This is a genomic window from Nitrobacter sp. TKz-YC01, assembly GCF_047824785.1.
Taxonomy (GTDB): domain Bacteria; phylum Pseudomonadota; class Alphaproteobacteria; order Rhizobiales; family Xanthobacteraceae; genus Nitrobacter.
Map to the genome: position 1 here is coordinate 2,518,095 of NZ_CP181167.1, position 19,008 is coordinate 2,537,102.

At 60.4% G+C, this 19,008-nt stretch carries 21 protein-coding genes; 11 read left to right on the top strand and 10 right to left on the bottom strand.

What is annotated here, in order from left to right; translation table 11 throughout:
• Positions 1 to 269: 269 nt before the first annotated feature.
• Positions 270 to 860: an SET domain-containing protein gene (locus tag ACMYR2_RS11970; protein WP_347263182.1), complete on the bottom strand. Its 591-nt coding sequence runs from the start codon at positions 858 to 860 to the stop codon at positions 270 to 272.
• 183 nt (positions 861 to 1,043) lie between these two features.
• Between ACMYR2_RS11970 and ACMYR2_RS11975 the strand changes: the two genes are divergently transcribed.
• The 3 genes from ACMYR2_RS11975 (at position 1,044) to ACMYR2_RS11985 (ending at position 3,074) form a co-directional block, all read left to right on the top strand.
• The gene (locus ACMYR2_RS11975; RefSeq protein WP_347263181.1) at positions 1,044 to 2,012 is read left to right on the top strand and encodes a class I SAM-dependent methyltransferase; all 969 of its coding nucleotides are present in this window, start codon (positions 1,044 to 1,046) and stop codon (positions 2,010 to 2,012) included.
• 135 nt (positions 2,013 to 2,147) lie between these two features.
• A complete protein-coding gene (locus ACMYR2_RS11980; protein WP_347263180.1) occupies positions 2,148 to 2,618 on the top strand; it encodes a hypothetical protein in 471 nt (156 codons plus the stop codon).
• 96 nt (positions 2,619 to 2,714) lie between these two features.
• Complete coding sequence (locus ACMYR2_RS11985; RefSeq protein WP_347263179.1) at positions 2,715 to 3,074, top strand: GFA family protein; 360 nt, start codon at positions 2,715 to 2,717, stop codon at positions 3,072 to 3,074.
• A gap of 223 nt (positions 3,075 to 3,297) precedes the next feature.
• Here ACMYR2_RS11985 and ACMYR2_RS11990 read toward each other — a convergent pair whose 3' ends face one another.
• Both ACMYR2_RS11990 and ACMYR2_RS11995 read right to left on the bottom strand, forming a co-directional pair.
• Positions 3,298 to 4,236, bottom strand: coding sequence for a Tim44 domain-containing protein (locus ACMYR2_RS11990; protein ID WP_347263178.1), 939 nt, complete (start codon positions 4,234 to 4,236; stop codon positions 3,298 to 3,300).
• A gap of 130 nt (positions 4,237 to 4,366) precedes the next feature.
• Positions 4,367 to 4,711 carry a DUF1491 family protein gene (locus ACMYR2_RS11995; RefSeq protein ID WP_347263199.1) on the bottom strand — a complete coding sequence of 115 codons (345 nt, stop codon included), beginning with the start codon at positions 4,709 to 4,711 and terminating at the stop codon, positions 4,367 to 4,369.
• Positions 4,712 to 4,943: 232 nt separating this feature from the next.
• On the opposite strand from ACMYR2_RS11995, the gene purB reads away from it, so the two are divergent.
• The 6 genes from purB (at position 4,944) to ACMYR2_RS12025 (ending at position 10,796) form a co-directional block, all read left to right on the top strand.
• Complete coding sequence (gene purB, locus ACMYR2_RS12000; protein ID WP_347263177.1) at positions 4,944 to 6,251, top strand: adenylosuccinate lyase; 1,308 nt, start codon at positions 4,944 to 4,946, stop codon at positions 6,249 to 6,251.
• 128 nt (positions 6,252 to 6,379) lie between these two features.
• A complete protein-coding gene (locus tag ACMYR2_RS12005) occupies positions 6,380 to 6,988 on the top strand; it encodes a PilZ domain-containing protein (RefSeq protein ID WP_416192992.1) in 609 nt (202 codons plus the stop codon).
• A gap of 107 nt (positions 6,989 to 7,095) precedes the next feature.
• Positions 7,096 to 8,238: a porin gene (locus ACMYR2_RS12010; protein ID WP_416192993.1), complete on the top strand. Its 1,143-nt coding sequence runs from the start codon at positions 7,096 to 7,098 to the stop codon at positions 8,236 to 8,238.
• A gap of 32 nt (positions 8,239 to 8,270) precedes the next feature.
• Positions 8,271 to 9,406 (top strand): IS3 family transposase gene (locus tag ACMYR2_RS12015; protein ID WP_416192834.1). Its coding sequence is split into 2 segments (ribosomal slippage): positions 8,271 to 8,541 and positions 8,541 to 9,406, totalling 1,137 coding nucleotides; the frame shifts between segments, so codons are not numbered across the junction.
• A gap of 65 nt (positions 9,407 to 9,471) precedes the next feature.
• Entirely contained in the window at positions 9,472 to 9,774 is a 303-nt protein-coding gene (locus ACMYR2_RS12020; RefSeq protein ID WP_416192994.1) for a porin, read from the top strand.
• 401 nt (positions 9,775 to 10,175) lie between these two features.
• On the top strand, positions 10,176 to 10,796 hold the full coding sequence (locus ACMYR2_RS12025) for a transglutaminase-like cysteine peptidase (protein ID WP_416192995.1): 621 nt from the start codon (positions 10,176 to 10,178) through the stop codon (positions 10,794 to 10,796).
• Between the two features lie 334 nt (positions 10,797 to 11,130).
• On the opposite strand, the gene ACMYR2_RS12030 is transcribed toward ACMYR2_RS12025, so the two are convergent.
• The 3 genes from ACMYR2_RS12030 to ACMYR2_RS12040 all read right to left on the bottom strand — a co-directional run bounded on the left by ACMYR2_RS12030 (position 11,131) and on the right by ACMYR2_RS12040 (position 12,669).
• The gene (locus tag ACMYR2_RS12030; protein WP_347263173.1) at positions 11,131 to 11,595 is read right to left on the bottom strand and encodes an FKBP-type peptidyl-prolyl cis-trans isomerase; all 465 of its coding nucleotides are present in this window, start codon (positions 11,593 to 11,595) and stop codon (positions 11,131 to 11,133) included.
• 99 nt (positions 11,596 to 11,694) lie between these two features.
• Entirely contained in the window at positions 11,695 to 12,225 is a 531-nt protein-coding gene (locus tag ACMYR2_RS12035) for a gamma carbonic anhydrase family protein (protein WP_416192996.1), read from the bottom strand.
• Between the two features lie 114 nt (positions 12,226 to 12,339).
• A complete protein-coding gene (locus ACMYR2_RS12040) occupies positions 12,340 to 12,669 on the bottom strand; it encodes a DUF6949 family protein (RefSeq protein WP_347263171.1) in 330 nt (109 codons plus the stop codon).
• A gap of 186 nt (positions 12,670 to 12,855) precedes the next feature.
• Between ACMYR2_RS12040 and ACMYR2_RS12045 the strand changes: the two genes are divergently transcribed.
• Positions 12,856 to 13,569 (top strand): hypothetical protein, encoded by a 714-nt coding sequence (locus tag ACMYR2_RS12045; protein ID WP_347263170.1) that lies wholly within the window; start codon positions 12,856 to 12,858, stop codon positions 13,567 to 13,569.
• A 222-nt stretch (positions 13,570 to 13,791) separates the two neighbouring features.
• Here ACMYR2_RS12045 and ACMYR2_RS12050 read toward each other — a convergent pair whose 3' ends face one another.
• Positions 13,792 to 14,010: a DUF3126 family protein gene (locus ACMYR2_RS12050; RefSeq protein WP_011315398.1), complete on the bottom strand. Its 219-nt coding sequence runs from the start codon at positions 14,008 to 14,010 to the stop codon at positions 13,792 to 13,794.
• A 247-nt stretch (positions 14,011 to 14,257) separates the two neighbouring features.
• Complete coding sequence (gene cysE / locus ACMYR2_RS12055) at positions 14,258 to 15,088, bottom strand: serine O-acetyltransferase (RefSeq protein WP_347263169.1); 831 nt, start codon at positions 15,086 to 15,088, stop codon at positions 14,258 to 14,260.
• Between the two features lie 238 nt (positions 15,089 to 15,326).
• Between cysE and ACMYR2_RS12060 the strand changes: the two genes are divergently transcribed.
• Complete coding sequence (locus ACMYR2_RS12060) at positions 15,327 to 16,691, top strand: hypothetical protein (protein ID WP_416192997.1); 1,365 nt, start codon at positions 15,327 to 15,329, stop codon at positions 16,689 to 16,691.
• Here the strand turns inward: ACMYR2_RS12060 and ACMYR2_RS12065 are convergent.
• Together ACMYR2_RS12065 and ACMYR2_RS12070 are read right to left on the bottom strand one after the other, a co-directional pair.
• Positions 16,649 to 17,401, bottom strand: a complete 753-nt coding sequence (locus ACMYR2_RS12065; RefSeq protein ID WP_347263167.1) for an alpha/beta hydrolase — start codon at positions 17,399 to 17,401, stop codon at positions 16,649 to 16,651. The genes ACMYR2_RS12060 and ACMYR2_RS12065 overlap by 43 nt on opposite strands.
• 57 nt (positions 17,402 to 17,458) lie before the next feature.
• Entirely contained in the window at positions 17,459 to 18,568 is a 1,110-nt protein-coding gene (locus tag ACMYR2_RS12070; protein ID WP_347263166.1) for a hypothetical protein, read from the bottom strand.
• Positions 18,569 to 19,008: the final 440 nt, after the last annotated feature.

Here is a 19,008-nt window from a genome sequence, read left to right on the forward strand (position 1 = left end):
CCGCCCCGGTCTCATGTCAGGATATATAGCCTTTCCCGGCGAAGGGAGTACCGGTCTGCGTTAATAAAACGCGCCAAATCGAAATCGAGAGCCCCGCTTCTGATTCCATCAAAAGCAGAAAGGCTCTCTGCTGTATTATTCTGTATTCTGCCGGAAACGCAGGGCTCAGGACGTTTACGCGATCTCGTCGCAGAACCGCCCAACCCGCCGCTGGCCAACGCGAGATCAGAGCGTCCGCATGAAAGCGGCAACGGCAGATCAACGCCGTTTCAGGAAGGCTTCTTTGATCGCCCCCCCCTGGCTGTCGACAGCGCCTTCGACTTCTTTGGAGCGGCGGAGTGCGCCTTGTGCCCGTTCAGCTTTCTGCGACCGGGCCCGGCGCCGGCGCTCTTTTCAGAGCTCGCCCGAGAGCGCTTCTTTTCCCCGCGCGCCGCCGCCCGCAGCTTCTTTCGTTTCTTTTCGCAGGAGTCACATTTGCAGCCGATCGGCTTCAGGTACTCCTTGAAATATTCGGTGCCGTAGTCGTAGTTGATCTCCTCGCCAGGCGCGATGTCCTTGATGGCGCGAATATCGACGCGGCGCTTGATCTTGCGGACGTCCGACTCCGCATTCGGTTTGCAGGAGTGGTTGATATAGCGCGCGATGTTCGAGCGCATGGAACCGTCGATGGTCCAGCGGCTGGTGACCTGGAACAGATACTTGTTCTCGACCGCGTCGTCCTTCTCCTTGGTGCAATCGAGCAGGCGTCCGACGTATCGGATAATCTTCGTGCCCTTCTTGATTGGCTTGGTGGCGAAGAGGCCGAGCCCGGTGCGGGAGCGGCCAATGCGGTAAGGCTTATTCGGAGAGATGACAGGCATGATCGGCTAAACTGAAATGCTCACTGATGATGACGAGCTTCGTGAATGCGCTGTTTTGCATGATTCCACGGCAATTGTCAGGTGCCTCCATCCGTAGGTGTTGACCGTCCATCACGGCATATGGGTTTATCTTCGCCCTGGTTTCTGCAATAAGCAACTCGTGCGCTGGAAGCGTAAGCGATAATGGGACTCTCGAAAAAGGACGAAGCATTGTTAAAGGTGGATTTCTCCCGGATCAATCAGGCCAAGGCGGTCTTCGATGATATCTACATCCAGGACGATCCGAGGTCGTATTTCTCGACCCTGGGCGACCTCGACTACATGATCACCGATGTCGCCGAGCCGGTCATCCGCCAGATACTATCCGCCAAGGCTTCCGTCACCGAATCCAAACCGGTCGTGCTCGATGTCGGCTGCTCATACGGCATCAACGCCGCCGTGCATCGCTTCCCCCTGACCTTCGGCGGCCTGCGCCATCGCTACGCCCGGCGCGAGATCAAGGCAGTGTCTTCCGAAGAGCTGATGCAGCTCGACCGCAATTTCTATGCGAGCTGGCCCGATCACGGCCTCGCTCGGTTTCTCGGCCTCGACGTATCGGCGCCGGCCGTTCGCTATGCGACGCGCGTCGGGCTTCTCGAACAGGGCATCGTCGCCGACCTCGAAAGCCAGCCGCTTTCGGCGGAGGACGCGCGCATCATCAAGCCCGTTGACGTCATTCTGTCCACGGGGTGCATCGGCTATGTCACCGAAAAGACATTCGGCAAGCTGCTCGACGCAACCGAGAGGAAGCCATGGATCATTTCCTTCGTGCTGCGGATGTTTCCTTATGACGCGCTTGAAAAGACCTTCGCTGAGCGCGGCCTGGTCACGGAAAAGCTGGGCGGCGTAACCTTCATCCAGCGCCGTTTTCGCGATGCCGAAGAATTCGAGAACAGCCTTGCAACGCTTGCGGCCGCCCAGATCGATTCAACAGGACTCGAGTCCGAAGGATTGTTCCACGCCGATTTGATCCTTTCCCGGCCGGAAGCGGATGCGCGTATCGCCTCGCTCGAAGACATCGTCACCGTGGCCAGCGGACGGGGCCGTCCGATCGCGCCGCGTTATGTGCACGTCGAGAGCGACGACGGCCTGCAGGTGACCCTGGAGCCGTGATCCGTGCCTCGTGCGCCCCGCAATTTCATGACTGTCCGGAGTACGCCATCAGGCCCTGAGACGCGGTTTGGCGGGCTCGAATACGAACGTATCCATCGCCGACCAGCTTGATTGTTTTTCTCGGGAGATCGTTGAATGACAAGCCCGCGCCGCTGCCTCACCGCCAGCCTTTGTGTTGCCGCGGCGACGATGCTTGCCGCTCCACCAGCCTTTGCCGACCGCTGCGACGACCTGGCCGCACAACTCAAAAGCCAGATCGACGGCCTGCGTATCGGCAAGACCGCAGCCAATGTGATTTACCTGTCGCATCCCGCGGCCACGCAGTTGATCCTCGGTTGCTCCAACCGCAAGGTCACCAATGAACTGATCGCGGGCACGGACACCCGTAAACCAAATCCCGAGTTTTACGATCTGGTGGCGCGAGCCTCCGCCATCATCTTCACGATCCCGATCGCCGACACGTTGAGAGGCGCGACGCGCTGCATGAAGCGCATGGGCCTGTTACGCGGCGACGACGTGCAGACGCGCTTCCGGCGGCTAAACATGCATTGCACCCGCACCAAGACCAGTTCCGCCATCGCGGTGTCCCGCGGCATCGACGAGTAAACACCTCGAACGATCCGAACTGCCCCCGCCCGGATTGCCTGCCAGTCGTTGCAGCGATCTGGTATTCTCTCCCGGCTTTGCGCGGGAGGGTCAAAAATGCAGGATGAAAAAACATACACGGGCGGCTGCCATTGCGGTCAGGTGCGCTTCGAGTGCACGACGGATCTTGCCATGGTCACCGCGTGCAACTGCTCGATCTGCACCAAGAAGGGATTGCACGTCACGTTTCTCGCGCCGCATAGTTTTCAGCTCCGGGCGGGCGAGGATAATCTGAAGGAATACCTGTTCAACAAGCAAATGATCCGGCATCAGCTTTGCATCGACTGCGGTGTCGAGGTATTCGCGCGCGGCAAGAAACCGGATGGCACGGAGGTGGTCGCCCTCAATGTGAGTTGCATCGACGGCATCGAGTTGTCCCGTCTGACATTCACGCCGGTCGACGGGCGCAGCCTCTGAAACCCTGCGCTTTTGCGATAACGCTTTCCGGCCCGAGCCTCTCCGCTTCTGATAGAATCAGAAGCGGGCTCCATAATTTTGAGTGGACGCGTTTTTTTCACGCGAACCGGTTGTCCGCTTCGCTTGAAAACGATCCAGAATATTTTTCGCTCTTCGTTCAGCGCAAAACAAAAAAGGCGCCACGAGGCTATCGCGGCGCCTTTTGAATGATCATGCGGACCGGTCAGGTCTGCTGGATGGCCGACAACTCCCACTTCCCTCCATCCCGACGCGCGAAGGTCCAGATCTCGGCCGCTTCCTGCGGCTGGTCGCCGCCATCCACGACGCGCCCGCTGGCGCGCTCGGTGGTCTTGTCGATCAGCGAGTAGCGCAAGGCCACCGTGGCATAATCGGTCACGCCTTCGCGCCAGGCTTCCGCGAGATCGCCCTGCAGAAGCTTGACGTCGGACACCGTGTTGACCACGCCGCGAGCGTCGTTGGCCCGGAGATCTTCGGTGAAGTAGGACACCATTTCCGGCGTCGCCAGCGTGTGCAAGGTCTTGACGTCTTCTTTCGACCACGCGGCCTGGATCTCTCCGAGCAGGCGCTCAAAGGTCTCATAGTCGGATGGCGTGATTTCCAGCGGAGCGGCGTTTGACATCGAACCAAAACCGAGACCGCTGCGGGCATTGGTTTGAGCAGCGGGTCCCGGCGTCGGTCCGGCGTAGGCAGGCGCGTTACGCCGCTGCCACCACGACATCGCAAAACGCACGAGGAGATAGATCAGGCCGACCTGAAGCACGAGGCCGATGATGGATGACAGACCCTCAAGACCTCCGAACAGGCCGCCGCCGAACAGCATTCCCAACAATCCCGCGCCGAGGAAACCGGCGGCGAGACCGCCGAGCATGCCCATGCCCGGCCGGGCTGAGCGTCCAGCGGCCGCGGCGCCGGCGGCCGGACGGCCGGGTTGACCCATGGTGCGATCGAACGGACGCGCCGCGTTCGGCGCGGTGCTGGTCGCGGGCGGCGCGGAGAAGGTGTGCGAGCCGCGCGACCCCATGCTCTTGCCTCCACCGATGCGGGCGTCCGCTGCCGAGACAGCGAACATCAAGGGAAGCGCCAACGACAGGACGACGGCGAAAGCCTTCATCAAGCCGGACGCCCGCTTAGCCAAATTCATAAGTTGTTCCTTTTCTCTCTTTTCCTGGCAGGATCCGTGCCCCTAAAATGGTTAGCTCGGATCAAAAGAAAAGTCTTATCGAGGCATAAAACTGCGGCTCACCGTCGCGGGAAACTTCGGCTGTATTCCCTCATCCTCGTGCCAGGTCGAGAAAATGCCGCCCTGCCTTGTCTTCGATTTCAACGATCCAGGCATCCGGATCGAATCGAACTTCTCTCGCAAGGCGCTGTTCGACCGCCTGCTCGGCAACAGGCTCGGCCGACGAAGGCGCAAACACACGTTCAACGGGCCGGCTGTCGTCGTACACGGCCTGCGGCGCGGGGGCGTAAAGCATCGCATTGCCGTCGAGCAACGCCAGCTTGACGAAAACGGCGCCTGCCTCGTCCGCTCCACGGCGGCGCACCGCCCCGAAAACGCCCTCGCACTGGCAACGGCGCAGATAAGCGGCAACCCAAATGCTCGACTTCAACCTCATGGACATGAAGATACGCGCTTCGTGACAGCGAGACCAGTGCAGCCTGCACATTGATGCGGCGAGGTCGAGCGGTCATATGTCCGCTCGGCAACCTTCCGTCGTTTGTCTGCTTCCGGCGGCTCTGCTAGAGACTGTTTCAACAGCGTTGAATCCGATTCAACCGCGTTGAATCCGTCTCGTCGCTTGTTTTCTGTTTGAGCATGATCTTTTCCGAGAAGTTCAAGGACCGTTCATGATCCCCCGTTACGCCCGCCCGGAAATGGCTTCGATCTGGGAGCCGCAGACCCGCTTCAAGATCTGGTTCGAGATCGAGGCTCATGCCGCGGATGCCCAGGCCGAACTCGGCGTGATTCCGAAGGAAGCGGCCGAGATTATCTGGGCCAAGGCGAAAGACGCCACGTTCGATATTCAGCGAATCGATGAGATCGAGCGCGAAACCAGGCACGATGTCATCGCCTTCCTCACTCACCTCGCCGAAATCGTCGGCCCCGAGGCGCGCTTCGTGCATCAGGGCATGACGTCATCGGACGTGCTCGACACCTGCCTCAACGTGCAACTCACCCGCGCCGCCGACATCCTGATCGCCGATATCGACAAGCTGCTCGGAGCGCTGAAGACCCGCGCATTCGAACACAAGATGACGCCGACCATCGGCCGCTCGCACGGCATTCACGCCGAACCCGTGACCTTCGGCCTCAAGCTCGCTTACGCCTATGCGGAGTTCACACGCGCCAGGGAGCGCCTGACAGCGGCCCGCCGGGAGGTCGCGACCTGCGCGATCTCGGGCGCGGTCGGCACCTTCGCCCAGATCGATCCGCGCGTGGAAGAGCATGTCGCGGGCGCGATGGGACTGATCCCCGAGCCGGTTTCAACCCAGGTGATACCGCGTGACCGGCATGCGATGTTTTTCGCGACGCTCGGCGTCATCGCGTCGTCGATGGAGCGGCTCGCCATCGAAATCCGTCATCTGCAACGCACCGAGGTGCTGGAAGCCGAGGAGTTCTTCTCCGAAGGCCAGAAAGGCTCCTCGGCGATGCCGCACAAGCGCAACCCGGTTCTGACCGAGAACATCACGGGGCTGGCGCGCATGGTGCGCGCCTGTGTGACACCCGCTCTGGAGAATGTCGCGCTCTGGCATGAACGTGATATCTCGCACTCCTCGGTCGAACGCATGATCGGCCCGGACGCGACGGTGACGCTCGACTTCGCGCTCAACCGCCTCGCGGGCGTCATCGACAAGCTTCTGGTCTATCCCGCCACCATGCAAAAGAACCTCGACCGTCTCGGCGGACTCGTGCATTCGCAGCGCGTGCTGATCGCGCTCACGCAGAAAGGCGCGAGCCGCGAGGATGCCTACAAGCTGGTTCAGCGGAACGCCATGCCGGTGTGGCGCGGCGAAGGCGACTTCGAGACGCTTCTGAAGAACGATGCCGAGGTGACGAAATATCTCACCGACGCCGAGATCGCCGAGCAGTTCGACCTCAATTACCACTTCAAGCACGTCGATACGATCTTCAAGCGGGTGTTCGGAAGCGCTTGAGCACGCAAGCCGCCCGGGTCAGGCCGGGGACATGCTTTGCTCGAAAACGCTACAGGCTAACTCCGCGTTAACCCTGACACTCGTAGGGTTTATTGATACCGATCACCGGTCGACCGGCGGGCCGATTTATGGCGTTGGCGCAGCAAATCTCGAACCTGCCGGTTGAGCGCCGGCGCTTCCAACGGGTCAGGGTGCACCTGCTGGGCCGCTACATGCTGCCGGATCGGCGCGAGTTCCCCTGCCAGGTTATCAACATGTCCCCTGGCGGGCTGGCCATGCTGGCGCCTGGTATCGGCCGGGTCGGCGACCGGGTTATTGTCTATCTCGACCACATCGGCCGGGTCGAAGGCAGGATCACCCGGATTATCGACAGCGGGTTCGCCATGAACATCAGCGCGACCCCGCGCAAGCGCGACAAGCTGGCTTCGCAACTCACCTGGCTCGCCAATCGCGATATTCTCAATCTTCCGGAAGACCGCCGCCACGACCGCATCGTGCCCCGCAACCCGATCGCGATTCTCGCTCTCGAGGATGGTACAAGGATAACGTGCCGTATCCTCGACCTCTCGATGTCAGGGGCTGCCGTCTCAGCTGAAAAGACCCCGCCGCTGCAGTCCAGGGTCGCACTCGGCAAGGTGCTGGCCCGCGTGGTTCGCAGTCTGGAAGAGGGTTTCGCGCTCGAATTCATCCACGAGCAACATGCCGACACGCTTGAAGACGACGTTACCGCCAGGTAAATGGCCTCAGCCTCCGCGGTGTAATAAGCGTGTCATAAGCACCTGAAATAACGCCTCCGGTTTCAATGGGTTCCAGTGACGGATCTCTGAAAAGAGGCGAAGCAATAATGAATAAGAAGAAATTCAACGCGGCAGTATGCGGCTTTGGATTAGTTTTAGCTACATCCCAGCTCACCCCGGCCGGCGCCCAGGAAATGGAACTGTATGTCGATACAGTTACCAAGCAGGTTTACACGGAGCCCGGTAAGAACAGGGTGATGATGGGGACTTTTCAGCAGGTGAAGAAGGGTTCAGGCCAGCGGGCGCAGAGGGGTTCAAGCCAGCAGGCACAGAAAAATACAGGACAAGCCGTCGCACAGGATAATGATCTCCCGGTTGTAAAAACCAGGGAGAAAAAAGAGTGGTACGAGAAACTCAAAATTCGTGGCTACACGCAACTCCGCTCCGCCAACACCGTAGGTGGAGACAGGGATGCAGTCTCGTACTGGCCGGATAAATCGGTCGGCGAGAACAGCTCCTTTCTGATCAGGCGAGCGCGTCTGATCCTGTACGGGGACGTCAGCGATAATCTCTATGTGTATCTGCAGCCCGATTTCGCCAGCACGCCGTCCGGCTCCAGTACAGGCAATTTCGGCCAGCTAAGGGATGCCTACGCCGACATCGCCTTCGATCAGAAGAAGGAATTCCGCGTCAGGGTCGGACAATCAAAAATCCCCTTCAGCTTTGAAAACCTGCAATCCAGCCAAAATCGCCTTGCACTCGACCGTAATGACGGACTGAACAGCTGCTGCCGGGATGAGCGCGACATCGGCGCATTCTTCTACTGGGCCCCGGCTCATATACGCGAGCGGTTCAAGGATCTTGTGTCGAACAACCTGAAGGGATCCGGCGATTACGGCGTATTCGCCTTCGGCGTCTACAATGGCCAGGGCGCCAACCGTGTCGAACAGAATAATGATATGCATATGGTCGCCCGCTTCACCTATCCGTATATGTTCAGCAACGGACAGGTCTTTGAAGCAGGCGTGCAGGCTGTCCATGGCCGCTTCGTTACATCGACCGGCCCCATAAGGGGAATTACTCCGATCATGGATGCCCCCGCGAAAGGATTCAAGGACCAGCGCGTCGGGGTGCATGCCGTGCTTTATCCGCAACCTTTCGGGTTTCAGGCGGAATGGAACTGGGGACGGGGACCTCAGTTGAACGACACGCAGACTGAGGTGGTGCCGGTTTCTGAGACAGGGGCATAAGGTGGATCGCCCGATGAAAAGGACGATCCGGTATGAAGACACGCAGACGATTTACGGCTGAGTTCAAGGCCAAGGTTGCGCTTGAGGCGATCCGTGGCGAGCGGACGATTTCGGAACTGGCGACAAAGCACCAGCTTCATCCGAACCAGATTACGCAGTGGAAACGGCAGGCCATCGAGAACCTGGCCAAGACGTTCGACGACAAGGCTGCTGATGCGCAGGTCGGCCGGGAAGCCGAGGTGACCAAGCTGCACGCCAAGATTGGCCAGCTTGTCGTTGAGCGGGATTTTTTGGCCAAGGCCTTCGATCGCTGAGCCTGGATCGGAGGAGAATGATGATTGACCCCGATCACAACCGGCTCTCGATCCGCCGCCAGTGCGAACTGGTCTCGATCTCGCGGGCGTCGTTCTACCGACAGCCCGCCGGCGAGACGCCCGAGAACCTCGAACTGATGCGCACCATCGACGAGGCCTTCATGGAGACGCCCTGGTATGGCTCCCGGCAGATGGCCCGGCATCTGCGGCGTCAGGGCTGGTGCGTGGGTCGCAAGCGGGTCCGGCGGCTGATGCGCAAGATCGGTCTGTCGCCGATCTACCAGGCGCCGAGAACCAGCGAGCCGCATCCGCAGCATCGCATCTATCCCTACCTGCTGCGGCACCTGGCGATCGAGCGGCCGGATCACGTTTGGTGTGCCGATGTGACCTATATCCCGATGCGGCGCGGCTTCCTTTACCTCGTGGCCATCATGGACTGGTTCAGCCGCAAGGTCCTGGCCTGGCGGTTGTCGAACACGATGGATGCCGACTTCTGTGTTGCCGCTCTCGAAGAGGCGATCGCCTGCCATGGCAGGCCCGACATCTTCAACACCGACCAAGGCTCGCAGTTCACTAGCTTCGCCTTCACGACGACGCTGAAGGATGCCGGCATCCGCATCTCCATGGACGGGCGCGGCCGCTGGATGGACAACGTCTTCATCGAACGACTGTGGCGCAGCCTCAAATATGAGTGCGTCTTCCTCAGCACATTCGAAACGGGAAGCCAAGCCCGCTGCGGCATCGGCTCCTGGATAGACTATTACAACCGGCGACGCCCGCACTCGACCTTCGCCGGCAGGACGCCCGACGAAGTCCATGCTATGGCGGAAATGACGGAGCAATTGGCGGCGTAGAAACGAACCCGATCCACCTTAGCCAGGCCGCCAAACTGTCTCACCAAGCGGGTCCACCTCAGACAATGCTCACCGAATCGTCGCTGAGCGGCGGTTATGTTCTCGCAAACTACCGGCTTAACGCGGGACAATGGGGAATGCTATTCCCCTTCGTTAAATGGCAGCACTTCGAGGGCGGCCAGAAATTCGAGCGCAACGCCCCGAGAAACTACGTCAATGACTGGGAATTCGGCGTGGAATGGCAGGTCACGAAAGAGATCGAGCTTACAGCGGTTTATCACCGGATGAATCGCACCGATCTGGCGAACGCTCCCTATGACCGGTTCAAGGCTGATGTCCTGAGATTCCAGCTCCAGTGGAATTACTGATGCTCTCAAGGTCCTGCGGGAAGAGGCTTCTCGCCTGCGTTCATTCATGACCCCATTTAGACGCTCTCGTAGATAGCGTCACCGCCCGGTAAACGGCCGTTCTCGAAAAATCACTCCCCCGATCGCCGCCGTCCGCTTCCGCCGCGGCAGAAACCCGCGATCCCCAAGGTTAACGGCAGGCGTGTTTCGACCGGAAAACCCCGATTCCATCGGGATTCAATCGCTAACGCCTAAAGTCCGAAGCAAGGACGATCGCTAAAATTTGAATCAATTTCGATTAAAGTATTGATTCAAATTAGCTGCGAATTTGACTTGTATTTGCGTCGAATACACTTCGAGTACTTAGCGCCGGCGCAAATTCTTTGTGCGAAATGTGGTCCCAACAAGAAACGGGGGCCACAATGCTCAACAGGGGACAGGGAGTGGGACTGGCGGTCGTAGGCGCCGTCCTGTGGGGAATAGCAACATCGGCGGGCGCCGCGGAAGCAGAAAAGCTCTATGCAAATCTCGGCGAATCCACACGGGCTCCGATCGGTTGGGTTGAGTTCTGCAACGACGCTCCGAAGGAGTGCCACCGTGGCGCAACACAGCCGCGCGACATCGTCTTAACCGAGGATGCCTGGCGGGATCTCCTGAAAGTCAACCGCTGGGTCAACAAAACCGTCAAGCCGATGACGGATAAGGATCATTGGGGCGTCGTCGAAAAGTGGTCGCTTCCCACCGACGGCCATGGAGATTGCGAGGATTACGTCCTTTTGAAGCGCAAGATGCTGATCGACGCCGGGTGGCCGCGCGAAGCGTTGCTGGTCACGGTCGTTCGCGACAAGCAGGGCGATGGCCATGCCGTCCTGACCGTAAAGACCGACAAGGGCGAGTTCATTCTCGACAACCAGAATGAGAATGTCCTGGCCTGGACCAAGACCGGCTATCGCTTCATGAAAAGGCAGTCGCAAAGCGACCCCGATATCTGGGTCGCACTGGATGACAACCATCCGGCGGTCGCGACGGCCAGTTCTCGATAGACAACAAATAACGAGACCCGCGACCCGGTCATACCCCTCCCCGTCCCCAGACCGGCTCGCGCGCGGCCAGCCTTCCCCCAAGAGGCTGGCCGCACCCCTTTTTGGAAAGCTGACGAGAATGATGGTGTTTTCGAGCGAAGCATGTCCTCGGGTTTGACCCGAGGATGGAATCCGGTTCGCGTGAAGCAAACGCATCAAAACCAGAGCTTCGCTTCTGATTCAATCAGAAGCGGGATGCGGACGGAAAACCGCACCACACTCTTTCCTATCCCGCTCCTGTCCAGCTTTGGAGCCGATCAGTGCGCCACCGCGTGAAGCGGTGGTCGTCACCAGCTCAACCCTTCAGGCCAAGCAACTCGACGTCAAAGATCAGCGTTGCATTGGGCGGAATGACGCCGCCTGCGCCGCGCGCACCGTAACCGAGTTCCGGCGGAATGATCAGCGTACGCTTGCCGCCGACCTTCATGGTCGCGACGCCTTCATCCCAACCCGCGATCACGCGACGCTTGCCGATCGGGAACTCGAAGGGTTCGTTACGATCCACCGAACTGTCGAATTTCTTGCCCTTCTGGCCGTTCTCGTAGAGCCAGCCGGTGTAATGCATGACGCAGATCTGGCCAGGCTGGGGCAACGGACCCTCCCCGACCTTTGTGTCCGTAATCTGCAAACCCGATGCTGTCGTCATGGTTTTCTCCGCGGTTTGGGCCGCCGCCGTAGCTGAGGCCTCGATCAGAATAACGCTGCCGGACGCAACCGCGAGAACAAACGTCAAAACGCCCGCATATCGAAGCACCCGCATCGCTACGTTCTCCAACCTGTTAACAGTCCCACCTCTAACCCAAGAGATACGCGACGACCACGGCTTTTTGCGACCGCCAGCGTTGAGTCTCCGCCGGGATCAGCCAATTCGCTTCAGGCCCTTCTGGAAACGCAGGCCGTTCGCGGCGTAGGACTTCGCGCCGCTTCCCATCATCTCGATCTCGGAAGGCTCAAGCGTGCGGATCGCGCGCGCGGGCGCACCGACAATGAGGGAATATTCCGGGAACTGCTTGCCTTCGGTGATGAGCGCGCCGGCGCCGACGATACAACCACGACCAACCCGCGCACCGTTCATCACGATCGAACCCATGCCGATCAGCGCACCATCTTCGATGGTGCAGCCATGCAGGATAACGTTATGGCCAATGGTGCAGCCGCTGCCGATGGTCAGCGGAAACCCTTCGTCAGTGTGACAGGTGCAGCCGTCCTGAATGTTGGAACCCGCTCCAACCTCGATCCACTCATGATCCCCGCGCAGCACCGCACCAAACCACACGCTCGCATTCTCGCGCAGACGGACCCTGCCGATCACAGCGGAAGTTTCGGCGATGAAATAGCGCCCGCTTTCAGGCAGGTCCGGTCCCTGTCCATCGAGTTCGTAAATCGCCATGACGGCCTCCTGCTAGTGGAGGTTTGGGATTCGCCATTCGTTTCCCGCGCTCGCTGCGAGCCGGCTGACGAATGTCAATCCACGCCACCAACGAAAACAATGCCACGGCGCCGCTCAGGCGAGCAACCCGACCGCCTGCAGCGTCATCACCACGCAGGTGCCGGACATCAGGCTCCAGAACCCGGCGATCACCGTCGCCATCATGACGAATTCAAAACGGCGGCGCTCGATGCGTCGTCCGCGAAGTGTGTTGCGCATGATGATGAAAGGCGCCGCGAAGACCAGGAACGGCACCGCGGCAAATGCCCGGGCGACGACCCCCTGCTGCAGCAATCCGAATCCGGCCGGCCGTTTGACGAACGCCTGGTAACCGCTCGCAAGCGCCCCCGCGATGGCGAATCCGATGCACAGGGAGAAGAAGGAACTCAACGCATCCGGCGACATCAAAGGGACATCCGTTCACGACGACGACGTCCCCTCATTCGCAAAATGCCGACTGCCCCGCCACCTTATCCTTAAGAAAAGGTTAACGCGACAGTTGCACGGCGACTGCAAATGCCTTCGGCATGAAAACTTCATATTGCGTGGCATAGTCGCGGGCTGATTCGTCCTCTCGGAAATGTCCGTCCCATGGCCTTGCTGCTGTCCGCTCCGCGTCGGTCGCGCGGATCACATAAACCGCGCGCCAGTCACCTGATCCCCCTTCTCGCAGCCGCCGTGATCGCGATGCCTTCGATCACCGCAGTCGTCTATCTGTTGTGGCCAACCTGGACTCCCAAAGCATCTGGCGACAACAAGCGGTTGCCGGTCAGCATCGGCCAAACCGTGTTCAACGTGCCGGAGCGCGCCTTCCGCGTAAAAGTTCAGAGGCATTCGGGACCGCAGGAGCGCATCGATCTGAGTTTCCTCTATCCCTCGCTGGCCACCCCGGACGCGCCAAGGCGTGTCACCGCCGAAAGCGCCGAAGATGAACCGCAGGCGTTAGACCGCATCTTCCTGTCGATCGCCGCCCATCACGATTCTCTGGCGCCGGACGCCCTCGTGCGGACAATCTACCCTCGTTACCTTGATACGGCTCGCACGCAGTCCGAGGACGGATTATCGATGCACGCATTCCGTGACGGAACGCCCTATGCGGGAGAGGACCTGTTCATCGCGCAGACGCCAGCGCTGGCGGCGCGATGCACGCGCGAGGCCATGACGCCGGGCATGTGCCTGAGTGAACGCCGAATCGGCGGTGCCGACCTGACGTTCCGTTTTCCGAGGCAATGGCTGACCAAGTGGCGCGACGTTGCCGGAGCGATGGAGCGGCTCGCGCAACAAGTGCGCCCGGTGCAGAACTAGAGCATGATCCCGACCCGAAGGGCCGCGCCAGCGCAAAGTGGAAACCGGTTTTCGGAAAAGATCATGCTCAAACAAAAAGATAAGCGACAAGTCTGATTTAACGCAGTTGGAACAGACTCCGGAGCCGCGCTCCCGCGAGGCCCAGAAGCAAAGCCCCCGGTTTTTAGTTGGCGCGTTGTGTTCACGCGAACCGGCATCCATCGCCCGTCAAGCTCTCCGGGTTCAACCGACGTCGGCCAGATCCTCCTCGAGAATGGCCATCTGAAACTGAAACGAGCGGTCGTCGTCCTCATCATCGACGAACAGCACGCCAATGAACTCCTCGCCGATATAGACCTCGGCCGAGTCGTCCTTCTTCGGACGTGGCACCACACGAATCTTGGCGTTGCCGAACACGCGCTTGAGGTAGGCGTCGAGTTTCCTGACTTCCTGAACGTTCACGGCAATCTCCAGATGTTGAGGGTTCGCAGGGGCTTCTAAAGTTCTTCACCGCTTCATGGAAGCGGTGAAGAACTCAATCTTATGTTTTGACGCGTTTTCTTCACGCGAACCGGATTCCATCCTCGGGTCAAGCCCGAGGACATGCTTCGCTCGAAAACGCTATAGAGCATGATTCCGAAAAGCGGACACCACTTTGCGCTGGCGCGGCCCTTCGGGTCGGGATCATGCTCTGGAGAACCTGGCAGGCTTATGTTTCGAGTGTCGCGTTCAGCATCTGATTCATGGTGCGCGAGGGCTCCGAGCAGCCGGCCGGACCGATCGTCCTGGCTGGAACGCCAGCGACGGTGACATTGTGCGGCACCGGTTTCACGACGACTGATCCGGCCGCGATGCGCGCGCAATGTCCGACCTCGATATTGCCCAGGATTTTCGCGCCCGCGCCGATCATGACGCCGTGACGGATCTTCGGATGGCGGTCCTCGTTCTCCTTGCCGGTGCCGCCGAGCGTCACGCCATGCAGGATCGACACGTCATCTTCAATAACGGCGGTTTCGCCAACAACGAACCCGGTGGCATGATCGAGAAAAATGCCGCGGCCGATCCTGGCTGCCGGATTGATATCCACCTGAAATACCGACGAGGAGCGGCTTTGCAGGTAATAGGCGAAATCCTTGCGGCCTTTCTGATAGAGCCAGTACGCAAGACGGTGGGTCTGGATCGCCTGGAAACCCTTGAAATAGAGCAGCGGATCGATGAACCGCGACGTTGCGGGGTCCCGGTCATACACCGCCACCAGATCGGCGCGAAACGCGTTGCCGATGTCGGGATCGTCGCGAAGCGCCTCGTCGAAGGTCTGGCGGATCAGGTCGCCTGACAGGGCCGAATGGTCGAGCCGCTCCGCGACACGATGCACCACGGCAGCCTCGAGCCGATCATGATGAAGAACGGCCGAAAAGATGAAGGACGCCAGCTCAGGCTCGCGGCGAACGATGTCTTCGGCCTCGCTGCGGACGCGATCCCATATGGGATCGAGCGCAGCGAATTTGGGGTTCTGCGGATTGACGTGCTGGATCGCCATGGTCGTCTCGAAACCTTGAATTCTGCCTCGCAGTTTAACATGGCGCGAGGTCGTTGTCCTTGCCGTTCAGCGAATATTCATTCAGCCTGCTTAAGGATCCGAACCCTTGAGGGGTCTCCCCAGCGGATCGACTACCTCAAGCAAATTATGCATTTACGCCGGACACTCAATAGGCGTAACGGCGCGCCGCGCAACCGGAGGAAAATCCATTTCCACCCGAGTCCTATACAGGCGCTCCATGGAAGCACCTTGGGCCTGGATCGCGGCTGCCATCATTCCCGTTCTTCTGCTCGCCCCCGCGATCTGGAACGGCTATCCGCTGCTTCAACATGATACCGGCGGCTATCTGGCGCGATGGTACGAGAGCCATCTCGAGATCAGCCGCTCGAACGCCTACGGCATCTACCTTCATCTGGGCCAGGGCTCCTACTTCTGGATCAACCTGGCATGCCAGGCGCTGCTGACGCTGTGGATCCTGCATTTGACCCTGCGCGTGCTCAACATGGCGCAGCCATTGCGGCTCCTCACGATCGCCCTGATCCTGATCACGGCCACAGCGCTACCCTGGCTCGCGAGCATGCTGCTGACCGACATTTTCGCGGGGCTGGCGGTGCTCGCGCTCTATATCCTCGTTGTCCATAACGGCAAGCTCTCGATCGCCGAGAAGATCTCGCTGTTTCTGTTTACGGCCTTCGCGGCGGCAAGCCACACGGCGACATTCGGCGTTCTGTTGGGCCTGTGCTGCGCGGGATGGATTGTCAAGCCGTTGCTCGGCCCCAGGCTTCAGATCGGCGGCCTCGTTCAGGGTTCCCTGACGATCGTGACCGGCGCGGCCATGCTGCTGGCCGCCAACTTCGCGTTGACGGGTCAGCTTACCTGGACGCCTGGCGGCGCGGCCGTATCGTTCGGGCGCATGATGCAGGACGGCATCGTGGCGCGCTATCTCAACGACCACTGCGACAAGATCAAGCTGAAGCTGTGCCCCTATCGCGATCAACTGCCGGCAACGGCGGATGACTTCCTTTGGGGTAATGACAGCATATTCGATAAGCTCGGCCGCTTCGAGGGTCTGAACGGGGAGATGGAGTTCATCGCCACGCACGCGCTGGTGGCCTACCCGCTCTGGCAGGCTGAAGCCGCGGTCGAAGCAACGGCAGAGCAACTGGTGAGCGTCGACACCGGCGAAGGCAATACCGGATGGATACCGCACACCTACGGCATCATCGAGCGCTATCTGCCGGAACAAGTGAAGGTCATGCGCGACGCGCGGCAACAGCACTGGAACATGAAATTCACGGCTATCAACTGGGTCCACGTCCCCGTCGCGCTCGCCTCGATGCTGTTGCTGGCCGCAATCGCCCTCGCCGCGCTGTGGCGCCGGCGGCTTGACGACGTCGATCTTCTAGCCGCCACGGTTACCGTCGCGCTGCTCGGCAATGCCTTCATCTGCGGCGTCTTATCAGGCCCCCACGACCGCTACGGCGCGCGCATGGTGTGGGTTGCGACCTTCGTCGTGCTGATCGCGGCGGCGCGATTTCTCGCCGGCCGCCATGGTCCGCCTTACGGCCGGCGTGACAAAAACTTCAGCACGCCATCCTTATAGACCTTGTCGCCCACCGCCCGCATGTGGTCGCGGTTTGGAATATCCAGCACTTGCGCGCCGGGGATGATCTTCGCCAACGCCTGCGCAGAGCCTGCGATTTCGTCCTTGCTGCCGACCGCGATCAGCGTCGGCACGCTGATGCTCGCGGCTTCCGCTTCCGTCATCAGCCGCCGTGATCCGCGCAGGCAGGCCGCCAGCGCGCGACGGTCTGAACGGGTCTGATCGGCGAACGCGCGGAAAGTGCGGCCGAAGGGATCGGTAACGTCGTCGAGCGAGGCTGCCTCCAGCGCCCTCGCCACGCTTTCACCGGGACCGCCGCCCTCGATCAGGCCGACGCCAAGCCCGCCGAAGATTCCAGAGCGTACCCGCTCGGGCCTTGTATGTGCCAGGATTCCCGTCATCCTGGCGCCGAGCGAATACCCCATGATATCGGCGCGCGCGACACCGAGATGATCCATCAGCGCCGTGACGTCGCTCGCCATCGTGCCGATGTGATAATCTTCGGGATCGTAGAGCTTGGTGGAATCGCCATGGCCGCGATTGTCGAGAGCGATGACTCGGAAGCCGCTCTTGCGCAACTCCGACACCCAGGTCGGATACACCCAGTTCACATTCTTGCTCGACGCAAAGCCATGCACGAGAACGACGGGATCGCCCTCGCCCTCGTCGAGGTAGGAGATCTCAACTTCGCCGTGATGAAAGCTCGGCATCAGCGCTTCCGTGATGGGGGGTGGAGACGGGATGGCCAGCAGCGATCGGTAAGACGATTACGCCGGCGACGACACTGCGGAAAGTCGCCGCAGACGCCTGGCCCTTGAACGTTGCAGCGATGAGCGCGTCATGCGTTCGGTCGCGGCCTTGATCGATGACAGGAAACCGAACAGCGCCAGCGCGGCGCTGAACACCCACATCGTGAGATTGAACGCACCGGCGGTGAGCAGCAGCGCCCCCCGTCCCAGGATCTTGATGATCGCGCGGGTCTGCCCGCCTGTGGCTTTCGCAAGGCGGGCGGCGCGCGCCACGTCCTTCGGCCCCTGAGCGATCCGCAGGATGTCGAGCGCACCGCGCGTCCCTGTCTTCTCGCTGATGCGGCCGACATCCTTGGCGAGGCGCACCAGTCCGCCAGCCTTCTCGGCGCGAACCGCGGCCTTGATGGCGACCGCCGTCTGACGCGGCTGCGCCAGCGACCCCGCCGCGAGGGCCTTTTGCAGTTGCCGCATGTCGACCATCTCGCGCGCCGAACGACCTGCCCACCGGCTCAGGCCCTCGCCCAGCCGCCCGGCCTTGCGGGCATCCTTGACCAGGGTAAGCCCGACCCGGGCCGGCGCAGCGCCGCCAACGGTCACGAAGGTTGCGCCGGTCACGGCGACGCCTGCGACAGCAAGCCCCAGCAACAGCCGGTCGGTATCCTCGCCCTTCGCCAGATGGCTTCCCTCTCGCACGATGTCCCGGACATCACCGAATACGCAAAGATCACCGGCGAGCGTGCCCGAAAGACTGGCTCCATCGACGGCATTACCCGTGACCAGCCCGGAGAAGAATCGCCTTGCAACGGCTTTGGTGGAATTCTCTTCTTCAGCGGCCTCGGTGACGCGCTGAGTTAAATCGCCGGGGATCGATATTCCCCTGGCCTTCGCAAGATCGACGAAGCTATGGGCAAGATCCGGATCTTGCGCCGCCAGCGCCGCCTCGATGTTGCGCCCGATCAGCGCAGGATCGTTTCGAAGCACGGATTCGAGCTGAAGAGCGAGCCGCACGGGGTCATCCTGGGCCACCAGAACGGCGCCGGCATCCGTGGCGCGTGGCAACAGCACGGCGAACGCCGCCGCGCAGATTGCCGCCACCGTCATCGCGCTGCCAATTCGCCGCTCTCTCATTGAAAATCCCGATCGCGGCGAGCCCTTCGTTGCACGCCCAGGGTGGTACGCCGTTTTTCAAGCACAGCTTGTCCGGCCAAAAAAGGGGCTCCCTCAAACGAAAGCATTGTGTCTAGTTTGCATGGCTGGAGCATGATCCCGAAAAGTGGAAATCGGTTTTCGGAAAAGATCATGCTCGAACAAAAAGATAAACGACGAGTCTGATTCAACGCGGTTGAATCGGATTCAACGCAGTTGAACCAGACTCTAACGAACCGGCAAATTTCCAGATCGGGTTCCAGCGAGTGATGGCGTTTTTGAGCGAAGCATGTCCTCGCGAGTGACCCGTGGCGAGAAGCGGGATCGCGAGAAGAGCCTGTAAAAACAACAATCTAGAGCCTTGCTTCAGATGCAGTCAGAAAGCAGGATTGTTATCAAGCACTTCCGGATAGGTAGTATCC

What these genes read in the sequence shown, in the direction of transcription:
- ACMYR2_RS12070 (WP_347263166.1), bottom strand. Translation starts at nt 18,568, where the DNA reads ATGAGAGAGCGGCGAATTGGCAGCGCGATGACGGTGGCGGCAATCTGC.
- ACMYR2_RS11970 (WP_347263182.1), bottom strand. Translation starts at nt 860, where the DNA reads ATGCCTGTCATCTCTCCGAATAAGCCTTACCGCATTGGCCGCTCCCGC.
- ACMYR2_RS11995 (WP_347263199.1), bottom strand. Translation starts at nt 4,711, where the DNA reads ATGAGGTTGAAGTCGAGCATTTGGGTTGCCGCTTATCTGCGCCGTTGC.
- cysE (WP_347263169.1), bottom strand. Translation starts at nt 15,088, where the DNA reads ATGGCGATCCAGCACGTCAATCCGCAGAACCCCAAATTCGCTGCGCTC.
- ACMYR2_RS11990 (WP_347263178.1), bottom strand. Translation starts at nt 4,236, where the DNA reads ATGAATTTGGCTAAGCGGGCGTCCGGCTTGATGAAGGCTTTCGCCGTC.
- ACMYR2_RS12045 (WP_347263170.1), top strand. Translation starts at nt 12,856, where the DNA reads ATGGCCTTGCTGCTGTCCGCTCCGCGTCGGTCGCGCGGATCACATAAA.
- ACMYR2_RS12005 (WP_416192992.1), top strand. Translation starts at nt 6,380, where the DNA reads ATGGCGTTGGCGCAGCAAATCTCGAACCTGCCGGTTGAGCGCCGGCGC.
- ACMYR2_RS12020 (WP_416192994.1), top strand. Translation starts at nt 9,472, where the DNA reads ATGCTCACCGAATCGTCGCTGAGCGGCGGTTATGTTCTCGCAAACTAC.
- ACMYR2_RS11985 (WP_347263179.1), top strand. Translation starts at nt 2,715, where the DNA reads ATGCAGGATGAAAAAACATACACGGGCGGCTGCCATTGCGGTCAGGTG.
- ACMYR2_RS11975 (WP_347263181.1), top strand. Translation starts at nt 1,044, where the DNA reads ATGGGACTCTCGAAAAAGGACGAAGCATTGTTAAAGGTGGATTTCTCC.
- ACMYR2_RS12035 (WP_416192996.1), bottom strand. Translation starts at nt 12,225, where the DNA reads ATGGCGATTTACGAACTCGATGGACAGGGACCGGACCTGCCTGAAAGC.
- ACMYR2_RS12030 (WP_347263173.1), bottom strand. Translation starts at nt 11,595, where the DNA reads ATGCGGGTGCTTCGATATGCGGGCGTTTTGACGTTTGTTCTCGCGGTT.
- ACMYR2_RS12040 (WP_347263171.1), bottom strand. Translation starts at nt 12,669, where the DNA reads ATGTCGCCGGATGCGTTGAGTTCCTTCTTCTCCCTGTGCATCGGATTC.
- ACMYR2_RS11980 (WP_347263180.1), top strand. Translation starts at nt 2,148, where the DNA reads ATGACAAGCCCGCGCCGCTGCCTCACCGCCAGCCTTTGTGTTGCCGCG.
- purB (WP_347263177.1), top strand. Translation starts at nt 4,944, where the DNA reads ATGATCCCCCGTTACGCCCGCCCGGAAATGGCTTCGATCTGGGAGCCG.
- ACMYR2_RS12060 (WP_416192997.1), top strand. Translation starts at nt 15,327, where the DNA reads ATGGAAGCACCTTGGGCCTGGATCGCGGCTGCCATCATTCCCGTTCTT.
- ACMYR2_RS12025 (WP_416192995.1), top strand. Translation starts at nt 10,176, where the DNA reads ATGCTCAACAGGGGACAGGGAGTGGGACTGGCGGTCGTAGGCGCCGTC.
- ACMYR2_RS12065 (WP_347263167.1), bottom strand. Translation starts at nt 17,401, where the DNA reads ATGCCGAGCTTTCATCACGGCGAAGTTGAGATCTCCTACCTCGACGAG.
- ACMYR2_RS12010 (WP_416192993.1), top strand. Translation starts at nt 7,096, where the DNA reads ATGAATAAGAAGAAATTCAACGCGGCAGTATGCGGCTTTGGATTAGTT.